Annotated in this window: 17 protein-coding genes; 13 read left to right on the forward strand and 4 right to left on the reverse strand. The window is 51.2% G+C overall.

The annotated features are described in order from the left end of the window. Positions 1 to 33 precede the first annotated feature (33 nt). Positions 34 to 672 carry an SGNH/GDSL hydrolase family protein gene (locus H8B09_RS17980; protein WP_191204925.1) on the reverse strand — a complete coding sequence of 213 codons (639 nt, stop codon included), beginning with the start codon at positions 670 to 672 and terminating at the stop codon, positions 34 to 36. A gap of 241 nt (positions 673 to 913) precedes the next feature. Here H8B09_RS17980 and uxaC point away from each other — a divergent pair, with 241 nt between their 5' ends. From uxaC to cyoD, 6 genes are all read left to right on the forward strand, one after another. Continuing rightward, positions 914 to 2,341 carry a glucuronate isomerase gene (gene uxaC, locus H8B09_RS17985; RefSeq protein ID WP_224753719.1) on the forward strand — a complete coding sequence of 476 codons (1,428 nt, stop codon included), beginning with the start codon at positions 914 to 916 and terminating at the stop codon, positions 2,339 to 2,341. Positions 2,342 to 2,513: 172 nt separating this feature from the next. Next, on the forward strand, positions 2,514 to 2,786 hold the full coding sequence (locus tag H8B09_RS17990; RefSeq protein ID WP_191204927.1) for a hypothetical protein: 273 nt from the start codon (positions 2,514 to 2,516) through the stop codon (positions 2,784 to 2,786). A gap of 391 nt (positions 2,787 to 3,177) precedes the next feature. Continuing rightward, on the forward strand, positions 3,178 to 4,053 hold the full coding sequence (cyoA, locus tag H8B09_RS17995; RefSeq protein ID WP_191205166.1) for a ubiquinol oxidase subunit II: 876 nt from the start codon (positions 3,178 to 3,180) through the stop codon (positions 4,051 to 4,053). Between the two features lie 49 nt (positions 4,054 to 4,102). Next, entirely contained in the window at positions 4,103 to 6,082 is a 1,980-nt protein-coding gene (locus H8B09_RS18000) for a cbb3-type cytochrome c oxidase subunit I (protein WP_191204928.1), read from the forward strand. Then, entirely contained in the window at positions 6,082 to 6,699 is a 618-nt protein-coding gene (cyoC, locus tag H8B09_RS18005) for a cytochrome o ubiquinol oxidase subunit III (protein ID WP_191204929.1), read from the forward strand. Before H8B09_RS18000 ends, cyoC begins: the two co-directional genes overlap by 1 nt. Before the next feature lies 1 nt (position 6,700). Next, positions 6,701 to 7,042 (forward strand): cytochrome o ubiquinol oxidase subunit IV, encoded by a 342-nt coding sequence (cyoD, locus tag H8B09_RS18010; protein ID WP_191204930.1) that lies wholly within the window; start codon positions 6,701 to 6,703, stop codon positions 7,040 to 7,042. 104 nt (positions 7,043 to 7,146) lie between these two features. On the opposite strand, the gene H8B09_RS18015 is transcribed toward cyoD, so the two are convergent. Continuing rightward, positions 7,147 to 7,404 carry a helix-turn-helix transcriptional regulator gene (locus H8B09_RS18015; RefSeq protein WP_191204931.1) on the reverse strand — a complete coding sequence of 86 codons (258 nt, stop codon included), beginning with the start codon at positions 7,402 to 7,404 and terminating at the stop codon, positions 7,147 to 7,149. 186 nt (positions 7,405 to 7,590) lie between these two features. Between H8B09_RS18015 and H8B09_RS18020 the strand changes: the two genes are divergently transcribed. Then, positions 7,591 to 7,980 carry a helix-turn-helix domain-containing protein gene (locus tag H8B09_RS18020; RefSeq protein WP_191204932.1) on the forward strand — a complete coding sequence of 130 codons (390 nt, stop codon included), beginning with the start codon at positions 7,591 to 7,593 and terminating at the stop codon, positions 7,978 to 7,980. Positions 7,981 to 8,058: 78 nt separating this feature from the next. Here H8B09_RS18020 and H8B09_RS18025 read toward each other — a convergent pair whose 3' ends face one another. Next, positions 8,059 to 9,201 (reverse strand): PdaC/SigV domain-containing protein, encoded by a 1,143-nt coding sequence (locus tag H8B09_RS18025; RefSeq protein ID WP_224753720.1) that lies wholly within the window; start codon positions 9,199 to 9,201, stop codon positions 8,059 to 8,061. Between the two features lie 287 nt (positions 9,202 to 9,488). On the opposite strand from H8B09_RS18025, the gene hmpA reads away from it, so the two are divergent. Next, positions 9,489 to 10,715 carry an NO-inducible flavohemoprotein gene (hmpA, locus tag H8B09_RS18030; RefSeq protein ID WP_191204933.1) on the forward strand — a complete coding sequence of 409 codons (1,227 nt, stop codon included), beginning with the start codon at positions 9,489 to 9,491 and terminating at the stop codon, positions 10,713 to 10,715. 138 nt (positions 10,716 to 10,853) lie between these two features. Here the strand turns inward: hmpA and H8B09_RS18035 are convergent, their stop codons facing one another. Then, positions 10,854 to 11,354, reverse strand: coding sequence for a Crp/Fnr family transcriptional regulator (locus H8B09_RS18035; RefSeq protein ID WP_191204934.1), 501 nt, complete (start codon positions 11,352 to 11,354; stop codon positions 10,854 to 10,856). Positions 11,355 to 11,460: 106 nt separating this feature from the next. Here H8B09_RS18035 and H8B09_RS18040 point away from each other — a divergent pair, with 106 nt between their 5' ends. From H8B09_RS18040 to H8B09_RS18060, 5 genes are all read left to right on the forward strand, one after another. Beyond that, positions 11,461 to 11,859, forward strand: a complete 399-nt coding sequence (locus tag H8B09_RS18040; RefSeq protein ID WP_191204935.1) for a Fur family transcriptional regulator — start codon at positions 11,461 to 11,463, stop codon at positions 11,857 to 11,859. Next, entirely contained in the window at positions 11,829 to 12,599 is a 771-nt protein-coding gene (locus H8B09_RS18045; protein WP_191204936.1) for a response regulator transcription factor, read from the forward strand. Before H8B09_RS18040 ends, H8B09_RS18045 begins: the two co-directional genes overlap by 31 nt. 202 nt (positions 12,600 to 12,801) lie before the next feature. Next, a complete protein-coding gene (locus tag H8B09_RS18050; RefSeq protein WP_191204937.1) occupies positions 12,802 to 13,926 on the forward strand; it encodes a catalase in 1,125 nt (374 codons plus the stop codon). Between the two features lie 168 nt (positions 13,927 to 14,094). Beyond that, on the forward strand, positions 14,095 to 14,574 hold the full coding sequence (locus H8B09_RS18055) for a hypothetical protein (protein ID WP_191204938.1): 480 nt from the start codon (positions 14,095 to 14,097) through the stop codon (positions 14,572 to 14,574). Next, a complete protein-coding gene (locus H8B09_RS18060; protein ID WP_191204939.1) occupies positions 14,552 to 15,589 on the forward strand; it encodes an S-layer homology domain-containing protein in 1,038 nt (345 codons plus the stop codon). Before H8B09_RS18055 ends, H8B09_RS18060 begins: the two co-directional genes overlap by 23 nt. The last annotated feature ends 334 nt before the right edge of the window (positions 15,590 to 15,923 follow it).

Raw genomic sequence — 15,923 nt, forward strand, 5'->3', positions numbered from 1 at the left:
CGGCTGCTTGTGCCGCAATACCGCATGCAAGTCTTATAAAGTCTCCAAGAACGGCGCAATTCGTTGTGCCATCAACTGATGACCAGCATCATTGGGATGGAGGCCATCCGGCATGTAGCGATCTTTAATGACTTGCAGCTTCGGCTGCATGCCGCTCATTGCGTATAGGTCGAGCACGGGCAGCGCGTAATAACGCGCCCGTTCCTTCAGATGCTCAGCGAACAGCTCGAGCGTCAGGCCGGTCTCGGGATTCAACTCGACATAGCCATCATAGAAGTCTCGGTGCAGCGGCGTCAGGAAGCAGATAGAGGCTGCAGGATATTGTTCAATCAAACCCGTCATCAGAACATTCAGCGCACCAAGAAAAGTGCCAGTCGTGAAATCTTCGGTTGTGCCGATCGGCGCTGTTCCGTGACCGAAATCATTCGTCCCGCCGAACACAACGACGAGATCCGCATCATCATCCATCCCTGCATAACGGACGGACATCGCGCTTCCGCCATCATCGGGCTGACTAGCGATACGTGTGCCGCTAATGCCGTAGTGCTTCAGATCGCCGAAGCCGATCATCTCGTTCAGCATGGCGTGATAGGTCTTCGTTGTCCCAACGCCTTCGGTGATGCTGTCGCCAAGGAATAGCGCCTTCTTGCCTGCCCATTTGCTCGTGCTCATTCGTGTGAAACCTCCTGTATTCATTGCTTGTACATGGTCTCTCCTAGTGTATCCGATCGCGTTCCAGCGCGGCTAGAAGACATTTCTTTAATAATAGATAACAACGTTGTTAAAAATCGATTGAATGTCAGAAACAGTTAGAGTAGGATAGGGATGAAGCAGCAATCGTTCCAATTCTGAATGCGCATACATGGAGTTGGAATTACACGATGGCAAGATGTCATTCTCACTATAATTTCTAATGAAGGAAGGGTGTTTTCCTCGAATGAAGCCTTTCATGAATGAACAGTTTTTGCTTCGCACGCCTACAGCAATCAAACTGTATGAACAGTACGCGAAGGATATGCCGATTATCGACTACCACTGCCACTTGAGCCCGCAAGAAATTTATGAGAACAAAAGATTCCGCAATCTGACGGAAGCTTGGCTGTATGGCGATCATTACAAATGGCGCGCAATGCGCGCTAATGGTGAACCCGAGCATCTGGTCACGGGTCCTGCGGATGATTATGACCGTTTCCTCGCATACGCGCGTACGGTACCGATGACGATCGGCAATCCGCTCTATCATTGGTCGCATCTCGAGCTTCAACGCTTCTTCGGCATCTACGATCTGATCAATGAACGCAATGCCCGTTCGATCTGGGATCGGGTGCAAGCGCAGCTTGATGGCGAGGGCTTCAGCGCTCGCGATCTGATCCGCAAGTCGAACGTTCGCGTTGTTTGCACGACGGATGATCCAACGGATACGCTTGAATACCATGTGAAACTGAAGCAAGATGCGGATTTCCAAGATGTGAAGGTGCTGCCGTCGTTCCGTCCAGATAAGGCGCTTGAGCTCAATCGTGAAGGCTTCAGCGCTTGGATCGACAAGCTGGCCGCTGTGAACGGCAAGCCAATCACCACGTACGAACAATTGCTCAGCGCGCTCGACGATCGTATCGCATTCTTCGACGAAACGGGCTGCCGCGTAGCGGATCTGGCTATCGACGTTATGATGTACGCGGATGGAACGCACGAAGAGGCAGCAGCTGCATTCGCAGCAGCGCTCCGCGGTGAGCAAGCTAACGCTGAGACGGAAGCGAAGTACAAAACGTTCACGCTGCTTCATATTTGCCGCCGCTATGCTGAGTATGGCTGGGCCATGCAGTTCCACATCAATGCAGCCCGCAACAACAACAGCCGCATGTTTGCGAAGCTTGGACCAGACACCGGCTACGATTCCATTAACGACAGCCCGGTTGCTTATCCGCTGGCACGCATTCTCGGCGCTCTTGACGCTGACGACAAGCTGCCGAAGACGATTCTGTACTCGCTTAACCCTAACGACTATCATGCGATCGGTACGATTATGGGCAGCTTCCAAGGCGGCGGCACGCCTGGCAAAATCCAATTCGGCTCCGCATGGTGGTTCAACGATACGAAGGACGGCATGATCGAGCAAATGAAGGCACTGGCGAACTTTGGTCTGCTCAGCCGATTCGTCGGCATGCTGACCGACTCGCGCAGCTTCCTGTCGTATACGCGGCATGAATACTTCCGCCGCATTCTGTGCGATTTGATTGGTGAATGGGTCGAAAATGGAGAAGCGCCAGACGATGACGAGCTTCTTGGCACGATCGTTCGCGGCATTTGTTACGATAACGCGCAATCATATTTCGAGTTCTAAAAGCCATACTATAGAGAGTTGTGACAGAACAATGCGCAAATGTGTCTGGTCATTGAGCATTGTTTGAACAAAAGTTGATCATTTTTTGAACAAAATATGAACATTCTTCGATCGTTTGTGATATACTATGGACATGGAAACACTTACAACGATATGAGGGAGCGTTTTGACCATGACGACAAAGACATCATCGACAAGCGTATTATCGACGGAGCGCGGTTTTAGACCGCTTGTATGGCTAATGACGGTTGCGGCATGGGCAGCGCTGACGATCGGTGTTGTAATGTGCCTTATGTATCTTCGTCCATTCAACGATCGCAACTGGCAGCTGATGATCGGTATCGGTTTCTTAGTTGGCAGCGTTCATATTTATGTGATTAAGACTGCGATCCACCTCGTTAACGAACGTCGGGCGCAGCAGCAATCAGACAATGATCAAACTTAAATCTTCTATTTAAGAAGACATCCCTTCCGGCGGGCCGGAGGGGATTTTTTATGTGCACTTTTAATGTGTGCATATATATGTGTACATATAATTGTGACAAGCCATTCAAACATCGACTTATTTGCCTTGGTTGAATTCCCGTTTTTAAGTGCAAATTAACAGGTACAATGGTGCAACAATGCGTAAATTACGTGGTCAATGGCAGGATCGCCCTATGTCGTGTCTAAGTGGTGAAAATTGTTTTACAGAAAAGAGAATAAAGATTGACGTATTTGCAAACTGGGGTTTAAAACCGATGACGTTCTGTTATGTTGGATTTACGGAAAAGAACAACTCGGATAAGACCTCTCGAACGGAGGCGTTCGGGCGGATGAGGGAGATGAAAACTACCATGCGGAGAAAACTAACCAAGTACGCAGCTCCGCTGCTAATCATGTTGATGATGGTCATGCTATCGGGCTGCAGCACGAACATGATGGTACTCGACCCTAAGGGGCCGGTAGGTGCTGATCAACGCGACCTGATCTACATCGTAACGATACTGTGCGCCATTATCATGGTGCCGGTTATCCTGCTGACTGCTTGGATCGTATGGCGCTACCGCGATACGAAAGACAACAAAGCGAAGTACATGCCGACTTGGTCGCATAGTGCGCTTGCCGAAACGATCTGGTGGGGGATCCCAATCATCATTATCGGCATTATTGGTGTGTTTACGGTCAAATACACGTATGCACTAGAGCCGTCGAAGCCACTGGATTCGGACAAAAAGCCGCTTGTTATTGAAGCGACATCGCTCGACTGGAAATGGCTGTTCACTTACCCTGAGCAGGACATTGCGACGGTTAACTACCTCTACATTCCAGAGGATCGTCCGATTGAGTTCCATCTGACGAGTGACGCACCGATGAACTCGTTCTGGATTCCGCAGCTTGGCGGACAGATCTACACGATGTCGGGTATGAGCATGAAGCTGAACCTGCAGGCCGATGAGCCGGGCGTGTATTACGGATCGGGCGCAAACTTCAGCGGTGAGCATTTTGCAGACATGCGCTTTGAAGTAACGGCTACAAGCGATGAAGAGTTCAACCAATGGGTTGATAAGATTAAGGCAGTTCCTGACGCACTGACGCTAGAAGGTTATGAGAAGCTGGCTGAGCCGGCATCATCGCCAGTACAGTCGTTCAATTCGTTCCCGGAAGGCCTGTTCAATAAGATCGTGAACAAATATGTCGTTGATAAACCTGCTCACCATCACGGTGAATAGAACCAAGAGCTACTAAACTAATTAGACGAATTGAGAGGAGGCAGCAGCTATGTGGGGGAACTTAGAGAGCTTCTCAGATTTCTTCGTAACTGGCGACCCGATGATCTTGGGCGCACAGGTAAGCATAGCGCTGGCCATGATTGCAATAGTATTCGTCCTCACGGTATTCAAAAAGTGGGGATGGCTGTGGCGCGAATGGCTGACGACAGTCGATCACAAAAGGGTCGGCATCATGTACATCATCGCATCGATTCTGATGCTGTTCAGGGGTGGCGTCGACGCATTGCTGATGCGTCTGCAACTTGCTATGCCAGATTCAGAGTTCTTGCATGCAGAGCACTATAATCAGATATTCACGACACACGGCGTTATCATGATCTTGTTCATGGCGATGCCACTTATGTTTGGTTTGTTCAATATTGCCGTGCCGCTGCAAATCGGTGCGCGCGACGTCGCGTATCCGTTCCTGAACGCCCTTAGCTTCTGGCTGTTCTTCTTCGGTGCGATGCTGTTCAACGTTTCCTTCATCATCGGCGGTTCGCCGGATGCAGGTTGGCTCGCGTATCCACCGCTATCGGAGCTCGCGCACAACCCGGGCGTTGGTCAAAACTTCTACATTTGGGGCATTCAGATCTCCGGTATCGGCTCGCTGGCGACAGGCATTAACTTCGTCGTAACGATCCTGAAGATGCGTGCGCCTGGCATGAAGCTGATGAAGATGCCGATGTTCACATGGTCGGTATTGTCCAGCTGCTTGATGATTCTGTTCGCTTTCCCAATTCTGACGGTGACGATGGCGCTGCTGTTCTTGGACCGTTTCCTTGGCGCTCACTTCTTCACGCTTGATGCGGGCGGCAACCCAATGATGTATATCAATATGATCTGGATGTGGGGTCACCCCGAAGTATACATCGTCGTCGTTCCGGCGTTCGGTATATTCTCCGAGGTCGTGGCAACCTTCTCGCGCAAGAAATTGTTCGGCTACAGCTCGATGGTGTTCGCAATGATCAGCATCGCGGTTATGTCGTTCTTCACATGGGCCCACCACTTCTTCACGATGGGTTCGGGCGCGGACGTCAATGCGTTCTTCGCCGTTTCAACGATGATTATCGCAATACCGACCGGCGTCAAAATATTCAACTGGCTGTTCACGATGTTCCGCGGCCGCATTCGGTTCACTACACCGATGCTGTGGACGATTGCGTTCATCCCGTGCTTCATCGTCGGTGGTATGACGGGCGTTATGCTCGCCGTTGCACCTGCTGACTTCCAGTTCCATAACAGTTACTTCCTGATCGCTCACTTCCACCAAGTGCTTATCGGCGGTGTAGCATTCGGTTACTTCGCAGGCCTGTACTACTGGTGGCCTAAGATGTTCGGCTTTGCGCTTAACGAGCGCCTTGGCAAATGGGCGTTCTGGTTCTGGAACATCGGCTTCTATGTCTGCTTCATGCCGCAGTACTTCCTGGGCTTGGACGGCATGACACGCCGCTTGTACACGTACGACTTCGATATGGGCTGGGGCCCGCTGAACATGATCTCGACGGTCGGCGGCTTCCTGATGGGCGTAGGCTTCCTGTTCCAAGTATGGCAGATCGCACACAGCATCAAGTTCCACAAACGCGATACGACGGGCGACTTCTGGGATGGCCGTACGCTTGAATGGTCGATTCCATCGCCAGCGCCATTGTATAACTTTGCAACAGATCCGCAGGTTAAAGATGTAGACGATTGGTGGGAGACGAAGCAGAAGCTCGCTCGTGGCGAGAAGCTGCCGCCGAAACCGGCGCTCGAACCGATTCATATGCCTAAGAACTCTGCGATTCCGTTCATTATGTCGATCTTCTGGTTCGGATTAGGTTTCGGTCTCGTATGGGATTGGCTCTGGATGGCAATTCCGTCATTTATCGGCGTAGCTGCCTGCATGATAGCGCGCTCGTTCACGTACGATGATGACTACTACATCCCTGTAGATGAAATTAAACGTACGGAAGAGGCTGCTGCTGCATTGAAAGGAGCGACGACCTAATGGCGAAATCTGTGGCACATCATCATAATGAAGAGCATGGACATGAACATGTTCATCATGATTTAGATTCGCTTAAATCGTTTGGCTTCTGGATATTCCTGATGACAGACGTTATTATCTTCGGATGTTTGTTCGCGGTATATGTTGTACTGCGCAATAATACGGCAGGCGGACCAACGGCAGATGAATTGTTCAAAATGCCTGGGGTTATCGCTGAAACGTTCATCCTGCTGACGAGCTCGTTCACGAGCGGGCTCGCAGTGCTCGCGATGCATGCGGGCAAACGCAATCAGCTGATCGGCTGGCTTGCTGTTACGTTCTTGCTTGGCGCAGCGTTTATTACGCTTGAGGTTACCGAGTTCATCGACATGGTACATGAAGGTGCTACGATTGCAACAAGCGGCTTCCTGTCCGGATTCTTCACGCTAGTTGGTACTCACGGCTTGCACGTATCCATCGGTCTAGTCTGGATGATTGGCCTCATGCTGCAGCTTCGCAAACGCGGCATTACCAAAGTGACGAAGCGTAAAGTCGAAGTATTGAGCCTGTACTGGCACTTCCTCGACGTTGTGTGGATCTTCGTTCTGACGGTTGTTTACTTGATGGGGGTGATGTAAGATGGGTCAACCTACACATGGTCACGGTGGACATGATGCAGGGCATGAAGGCGGACATGGCTCGCTGAAGTCTTACGTCATCGGCTTCATCCTGTCGATCGTCCTGACAATCATTCCGCTCGTCGTCGTTATGAATGATATGATGGGCAAGACGGGTACGATCGTCTTGATTCTCATCATGGCTGTCTTGCAATTCGCTGTTCAGCTCTGGTTCTTCATGCATCTGAAGGAAGGCGAGAACGCGAAGTGGAACATCTCGGCATTGTTATTCGCGATACTGATTCTGTTCCTCGTCGTAGTAGGCTCTATCTGGATCATGAATTACAATATGGTTGCTCATTAATTCGGGGCAATAACTCAAAGAAGCCGTTCGAATGTGCCTATACAGGCTCGTTCGGACGGCTTCTTGCTTGTCTTAAGATTAGGTGACGGAGTGGGCGATACTGCTTACTGCTGTGCAGCAGGAGCGAGCCGATCGCGGTCGTCAGGAAGCGACGGATTGTAGAACAGGTCGCCGATTGGAAGCTGGAAGAAGTCGGACAGCTTGCGGATCGTCTCCGCTCGCGGCGAGTATCGCCCTGTCTCAATCTGTGACAGTGAAGCACGGTCAATACCGAGCGCATCGGCCAGCTGCTTCTGTGTAATACCTCGATTCTTGCGAATGTAAGAAATGCGATTACCAATTACAAGTTCCCGAACTGTCAAATTAATCACCGCCGAAAAAGGATTATGTAATAATATAATATCAACTTCCCAATTTTGCCATAATAATAATATACAGTAAAATGTGTTGAATGACAACACAAAGTTTCGGGGTGGCACACATGTTTTGTGGGACGGATTGTGTTTAGAAATACAAAACAGGTAAGATATTGTTGGGTGATCGTAAACATGGAGAACCAACAAAGCGAGTTTATGGACAAGGAGAAGCTTGGCCATACGATTCGCCTGCTTCGATTAACGAACAATTTGTCACTGCGCGATCTGGCTGAGAAATCAGGCATCAGCTATTCGTTCATCAGCTCAATTGAGAAGGGGCGTTTCTCTCCTTCCCGCGATACGATCATTGCGCTTGGTCAGGCGCTGGAAGGCGCTGACTCCAATGAATTGCTTATGCTGGCAGGCTTCGCGCCGCATGCTGGACTAGTGAAGGAAGAAAGTGCGCTGTATGAGCCCGAGGTGCAGTTTATTCTGCGAGCCAAACGGGATTTATCGCCGAAGGCGTTCAAGACGTTCATGCGGATTGCTGAGCAGACGAAGAAAGCATTAGAAGATCAATAAGACCGTTCCTCCTGCAGTCAGAAGCATAGGGAGAACGGTCTTATTTGGTATGAGGAAGTATTTGATGATCTAAGATGATTAACCCGTAATATGAACCGTATCTTTCACTGTCGACACGTTGAGCTTCAGCACCTGATCGAAGAATTCAAGCGGTACATAAACCGAGCCTTTGATAAGGCTTGGTGCAGCACCGAGCTCGAATGGTGCAACGCGATTGAACGAGTAGCTGTTTTTGCCGACCGTAACTTGCGTCCATTGGGCGCCGCGCACGACTTCTGCACTATGCGTCTTGTTGCTCCAAGTCACTTTGAAGCCAAGTGCTTCGGCTGTTTGGCGCAGCGGAACAAGCTTCGTGCCGTTAGGGCCTGCTGCCAATCGGCCTGCTTCGATGGTGACCGTTGGACCTGCTGCCGCTTCTTCTGTAACAGGGATGATAATAATGCCGCCGGCATAAGGCGCCAGATCATACTGCTGGAATACGAGCTGCACGATGCCTCTCTCGATATAGAATTGTTGATCCTCCTTCACGCCAGTGAACGTGTCGAGCACGTCTGGGAAGAAACGATCGGGATCCTGTTGGATCGCATACCGAACCGCTTTATCAGCTTTGCCAAGCCCGCCTGCGCCGAGCGCCTGCTCGAGCGTAATTGCAACAGCCTCAGTCCCATTCAATACGTTGTAGCCCGCCTCAAATGTACCGCCATGCGCGCCGCCCGTGTACGTATAAGTCGACGTCGTCATGGAGAATACGCCGTTTGCATCTTGGCCGCCGTCTGCTTTCACTTCGTATTCAACGATCATTTCATAAGGACGGAACTCATAGTCGTTCTCTGCAGCGAACTGCTTATCTTCCTCTGCCAGCTTCTTCAGCTCGTCGATCGTGTCCGTCGCTTTCTTCTCGATCTCGCTGTTCAACTTCGCTGCATATGCAGTGTCCTGCAGGCCGCTGATGACCGGGATAGACAGCTTTGCGTTGATCAGCTCCGTCTTCTCCTCGATCAGCTTCGTCGTGACCGTAACCGACTGTGCATTCTCCGTCGAGATCGGTGCAGAGATCGGAACGGCTTCAACTGGCGCAGAGATTGGAATAGCTGTGTCATAGACAGGTGCGGAGATTGGAACGGCTGTTACCGTCTCAGCGGAAGCGAGAGGGGCGGAGACTGCGATCAGGCAGGAGCCTACAGCTGCGAGTGTAATCATGCGGAATGGCGTTTTCATCATCAAGTACCTCCTAAGTTTGTATGCATCATCTCTAGTAACACTTCCTTGCAAGCAGAATACATGCTTCAGAAGCATTCGCTATGTAGTAAGAAGCGGTTTTTCGCTCTTTTTGTATTCATTTATCTTGACGTTGCATACATGCGTTTTGTTGCGTGCTTCCTTACGGAAATTTCTTTGTCACGGGATGTTCATGATCGATGTGATTGCAGTCACAACTGAATACCGGGATAGAGGGGTATACTTCATATAGGTTATGAGAAAAGTCACTTTCGAAGGAGAGATTCGAAATGCTAAATGCACAAACCGTATCCATTATTAAATCCACTGTACCGGTGCTGGCCGAGCATGGTCTTGAAATAACGAAGCACTTTTACACTAGAATGTTTGCTCGCAATCCAGAACTTCTCAATATATTCAATCATGCGAATCAGAAGCAAGGACGGCAGCAGCAGGCACTGGCGAACGCCGTTTACGCAGCAGCAGCTCATATTGATAATTTGGGAGCCATTATTCCGGCCGTTCGACTTATTGCACAGAAGCATAGAAGCTTAGGCATCAAACCAGAGCACTACCCGATTGTCGGCGAGAATCTGCTGGCAGCCATTAAAGAGGTGCTCGGCGATGCGGCAACACCTGAGATTATTGCAGCATGGGGCGAAGCATACGGCGTGATTGCCGATGCATTCATCAGCATTGAAGCAGAGATGTATGCCGAAGCAGAAGGAGCAGAAGGCGGCTGGAAGGACTTCAGACGGTTCACCGTTGACCGCAAACAGCCAGAGTCGGATGTCATCACTTCGTTCTACCTGGTGCCAGAGGATGGCGGGGCTATCTCTACTTTCAAACCGGGTCAGTATGTAACGGTGAAGGTCAATATCCCTGGTGCGAAGAATACGATGCTTCGCCAATACAGCTTGTCATGCGAACCAGGCAAGCCATACTACCGGATTTCCGTTAAACGCGAGGATGGCACTTCAGATCATCCGGATGGCGCGGTATCCAATTACCTGCACGAGACGGTAAAAGCGGGCGATGTGCTGGAGTTGTCTGCACCAGCAGGCGAGTTCGTGCTTGATCAGCAGGATACGCGTCCTGTAGTTCTGCTGAGCGGCGGTGTCGGCCTTACGCCGATGGTGAGCATGCTGGATACACTTGCAGCGGAAGCGGATAAAGGACAAGGCGAGCGGTCGGTAACGTTCCTTCATTCCGCGTTGAATGGCAATGTTCATGCACTGCGCGAGGAAGTGCTCGCAGCAGCTGGTCGAATTGGCGCCGGCGCGAAGGTGCGCTTCGTCTATGAGCAGCCAACCGAAGCGGATCGTGCGGCAGGCGCATTCGATCGTGAAGGTCGCATTGATGCAGCTTATCTGGCAGAAGAGGCTCCGAAAGATGCCGTTTACTATATTTGCGGACCAGTGCCGTTCATGCGTGCGATGGTACAGTCGCTGAAGGCTAACGGTGTAGCAGATGACTGCATTCGTTACGAGTTCTTCGGTCCTGCTGGAACGCTGTAAGCTTAAGATTCGTAGAGTTGGTTGATGATAAGGGTGTCTTGCGGAGAACAACCGTGAGGCACCCTTGTTTGTTGCGTGGAATATTCGGACAGCCTAAGGAACAGAAATGTGGTTAATTTCCGTGTCGGGTTTGCCCGATTAATGTGATTCGCGCAGCAGGCGATTGACCGTCTCGCGACGCAGCGCGATGAACTGGCCGATTTCTTCCTGCGTGAGCAGGTCGGTCAGCTTCGTATTGGGCGGCAGGTAACGGGCAATCCAGCTTCGGAACGCCTCAAGCTTCTCAGCTGGGCTCTGCAGCGCAAGCTGGTCAATCCGCTCCTGCATCATGCGGAGCCGGCTTTGCAGCAGGCGTGCGGTTTCGAGTGCGGCCTCTGTATCCGTTGTGACCTTTGCGTACCATTCTGCTGCGGGAATAAGCTCGATCTCGCTTGTCATGAGCGCAATGGCGGTCCCGTGGTAGACTTTCGGTGAAATTAGCGAATGATGAGGGATCACCTCGCCGGGCACGATGAAATTCAAGACGAGCTGACGGCCATCCTCTTGGACGCGGACGATCTTCAGCAGTCCGCTGTGCAGTCGATACAGCGGTCCGGCCTCCCCTTGGCGGAACAAAATTTCGTTACGATGAAGCAGCATGGTAAATGTTCCTCACCCTCTGAATCGGATTGACTTGAACTAATTCTAAATTTATAATAATTCTAAACAAGGGATTTCAAAGCAAGTCGGTAAAGGATGAATTACTATGAAATTGAACTTGACGATGCAGCGTAAGGCGGTGCTGGAAGTTCTCCAGCATGCCCATGACCACCCGACGGCAGCCGATGTTATGGATCGGCTTCGCGCACAAGGCAACGTATTTGCATATGGCACTGTATATAACTCGCTCCGTTATTTGACGGAGGTAGGACTCGTCAAGGAACTGAAGCTTGGCGAAGCGGCATCACGTTACGACGCAAAAATGGAAGATCATCATCATGTCGTCTGCACCCGCTGCGGACGTGTTGACGAAGTTACGATAGAACTGCCTGCCGAGTGGCTTGGCAAAGCCGCGCAAGAAACAAACTATGAGCTGCATCACGCATCCGTGGTGCTGGAAGGAGTGTGTTCAAGTTGTTCCGTACAGAACAGTCCGTCGAAGTAGGTGTTTCCGCAAAGCCACGCCGTATTATGATTGTAAGCCGTTATGCACATAGTGTACAAGAAACAGCAGCACTGCTCATGGGAGATGGATTCGACGTATTCATGACGCATCAATGCCCGGAGCGGGCGCTTATCGAGAAACTTGCCCCGGATATGATGATATACGATATGTCTGCTGAGGACAAAGCAACGGCATCAGCAATTGCTTCAGTAGAACGATTCGCAGTTAGTGAAGGGATAGCGCGTACGCTGTTTCTCGTATCCGAAGCGACGCTTGCGAGCTGTGTGTCAGCAGGATCGTCGGAGGAGCTGCTCGTATGGCCAGGCAGCCCAAGCGAAGCGCTGCTGCATGCGCGCCGCATTGTGCGAAGCGCGGAGAGTACGGCGATTGCGACGCTCCGCACATTCAAAGATTTGATGATCGACACGGGACGTATGGCAGTGTACCGGGATGGCCGCGAGCTGAGGCTGACGCGTACGGAATACGATTTGCTGCTCGTGCTCATTCAAGCAGGAGGAAGCGTGTTGTCTCGCGAGGTCATTACGGAGAAAATATGGGGCTGCGGTCTATTCGGCAGCAGCAACACAGTTGATGTGCACGTGAAGACGCTTCGCAAGAAACTGAGCGATAATGCACTGTTTCCGAAGTATGTGGCGACGGTCCGCGGTGTTGGGTACCGCCTGGCAGATGAGCGTCCGACCGCTTCGTTCTCGGTGACGCAGAGCGCAACGTACGTCTAAACTTTGATCGCTTTCACCGCCACTCATCCTACATTTAACGCAGCTTCATGATCGCATCGCATGAAGGTGCGGCCTATCCTCATATATATGACTTAGATTAAGTCTAAATCTATAGCTAATCCCATAGAGTGGACCGGAGCAGCTTATTCATAACTTTGCTAATCCGACACTTGCATGGAGAGGGAGAGGGGTTATATAGAGGATGAGTGAGCGATTGATAGCAAACTATGCGCCGTCCGCTGGCAGTCAGCGCGTTCAACGTGTCATGCATGCGCGAGGAGCGGGCGCACGGGGCATATTCGTGACGGAGCATTCGATGGCCGCTTATACGAAGGCTCATTTTCTGCAAACGGCAGGGCAGGAAACTCCTGTGCTTGTAAGGTTCTCAACCGTCTTTCACGGCAAGGGATCGCCTGAGGCTGTCCGTGATCCGAGATGCTACGCGGTGAAGCTGCTAACGCAAGAGGGGCAGCATGATATTGTTGGCAGTCATATCCCTGTCTCCTTCGTCCGTGAGGCGGCGAAATTCAAGGAACTAGAACAAGCGATGCGACCGTCGCCGGATACGAATGAGCAGAGCCCTGCGCAGTATTGGGAGCAGTTGTCGCATCTGCCGGAATCGACGCATATGCTGACCTGGCTGTTCGCCAATGACGGCACGCCAGCAAGCTATCGGCAGATGAACGGGTACAGTGCAGAGCCGCTTAAATGGGTCAACGCGGAAGGCACCGAGGTCTATGTCCGATATGCATGGAAGTCGAAGCAGGGCGTCGTCTGTTTCACCCCAGATGAAATGGCAGCTGTGCAAGCGTCCGACTACAGCCACGCGACGCGCGATTTATATGCTGCGATCGAGAATGGGGAGCATCCGCAGTGGGAACTGCATGTGCAGCTTATGGCGCCTGAGGCAGCCGCCACGCTGTCATTTGATCCGATGGATCCGACGAAGATATGGCCGGAGAATTTATTCCCGTTCATTCGTGTCGGTACGATGACGCTTCATCAGAATCCGATCAACTATTTTGGCGAGGTGGAGAAAGCTGTTTTCTCGAATGATGCACTTGTTCCGGGCATTGAGGCAGCGGAGGAAACTTTTCTTACCGAACAAGGCATAGACGACTTCGCGCAAGCAGGTGAACGTGTTCGTGCGCTGCCCGATTGCGAGCGCGATTGGCTTGTGCGCAATCTGATCAACGACCTGCAGCAGGCGTCGCAGGAGACGCAGCATCGTGCGGCAGGCAGCTTCTACCGTGCTGATGCACAGCTTGGTATGCAGATTGCTGCAGCGTTAGGCATTGATCTCGACGAGCGAATGCCAAGAAGTTGATGAATTAGTCGTTCGAATATACGATACAGGAAGCCCCTGATACGTTAGCAGCGTATCGGGGGCTTCTCTATTGCCGTTCAAGAACCCTTGCCTTGCATTGAGAGATTTTTGCGAGACCGCACGTTACAATAGAGAGAAGAGGTTAAGAGGGACAAGGGTGTTGATTCGGTGAGGAAGTTAAATCTTAAGCTGCTGTTGAGTTTTCTGATCACACTGGGAGCGATCGTCGCGATGATCGTCGCGATGGAATATACGCTGCCGGCTTCGAAGTCGCCGGCGGCGGTTCAAGGGAAGCTGGATCTGACAGGTTGGTCGTTCGAGCGGGACGGGATTGCGCTGCTGAACGGGGAATGGCAGTTTTACAGCGGGAAACTATTGACGCCCGAGGAACTGACGCCCTTGTCGGCGGCACCTGGCCTTGCTCGTGTGCCAGGCACCAGGTGGCTGGAGAAGATGAACGGGCAGCCCCGCAAAGGCAACGCAACCTATCGCTTGACGGTGCTGCTGCCTTCGTCAGAGGAGAAGCTGGCGATCAAGGTGCAAAATATTTGGATGTCCCATAGGCTCTATATTAATGGAGTATTGGTAAAGGAAATGGGCGTGCCGTCCGAGGATGCGGCAGGGAATGAGTCGGCCAATCACGATTAATGCTGGCGATGTGAAATATGTCATTCCGGCTGAACAAATCGGCATCAGTGCTGTAGCGGCAAAGCTTGGCGTTCCGACTTCGTCGCTGCGGAGTATCGAGGTGGAAATTCGATTGATTGATACAGCCCCGTCGATTGCCGCACAGATTAATGAAAAGGCTAAGACGCAAGGGTACGAGCTGCTGCTGCCGCCAGTTGAATTCGAGATCGTTGCCAGAACGACTTCGGCTTCGGGCGTGGTGAGCGAGGTCAGCATCAATGAATTTACCCAATATGTGTCCCGTATTATGCAGCTGCCGGCAGGCATCGATGGGAACAAAATTACGACGGGGATTGTCTACAATGCGGACGGCACTTTATCGCATATTCCAACGGTTGTGTACGAAGAGGACAGCATGTGGTATGCGAAGCTGAATTCGCTGACTAACTCGATCTACTCCGTCATTTGGAACCCGATAGAGGTTGCTTCGGCAGCGAAACACTGGTCGAAGGCGGCTGTCAATGATATGGCATCGAGGCTGATCGTGAAGAAGCCGGAACAATTCGTTCCTGACGCTTCGATCACGAGAGGAGACTTTGCGGAATATATTACGAAGGCGCTCGGCCTTTACCGCACAGGTGTTGCGAAGAACGGTTTGTATTCGGATGTATTGAAATCCGATTCCCGGGCTGACGCCATTTCAATAGCTACGGCATATGGCATCATTACGGGTTATCCTGACGGTACGTTCCGACCGGATGCCTTGATTACCAGACAAGAAGCGATGGTCATGTACGCTCGGGCGATGAACCTAATCGGATTGGCCGCATCGAAGACGGATAAACTGGCGGGCTACAAAGATCTGAATAAGGTCGCGGCTTGGGCTTATAAAGAAGTGGAGCAGACCGTTGAAGCAGGCGTGTTCTCCGGCCGGACCGCAACGACGATCGATCCACGCGGCGTCTTCACGTATGCAGAGGCGGCAACTGCGGTACGCAATTTGCTGCAGCAGGCAGAACTGATCAATAATCAATAAGCATCATAGGCTTCAAGTTGCGTTTCATCATGAAACAGTAAGAAGCAACAACCTTGTCCGAGGACGGCGACTGCCGTCCTCGGACAAGGTTTCTTTATTTTGCAGCGCACATTGGATAGGGGAGATTGGATTTTTATGCGTTAAGGAAAACTTTCATTTTGTTGGAAGAAACAGCTTAGAGATAAGTTGATATTGGTTATATTATTGCAAGGGCAATTGTTTTGTGAGACTATGTTTCTATTTGGATAAATAGATATATTTTACAATAATTTCGTCGTAGTCACTCGTAATGTACCACTCGAGGACAATGCGTGTAGTATTGTGTATCCCTGCA

It is taken from the genome of Paenibacillus terricola (assembly GCF_014779765.1).
Lineage (GTDB): Bacteria > Bacillota > Bacilli > Paenibacillales > Paenibacillaceae > Paenibacillus_T > Paenibacillus_T terricola.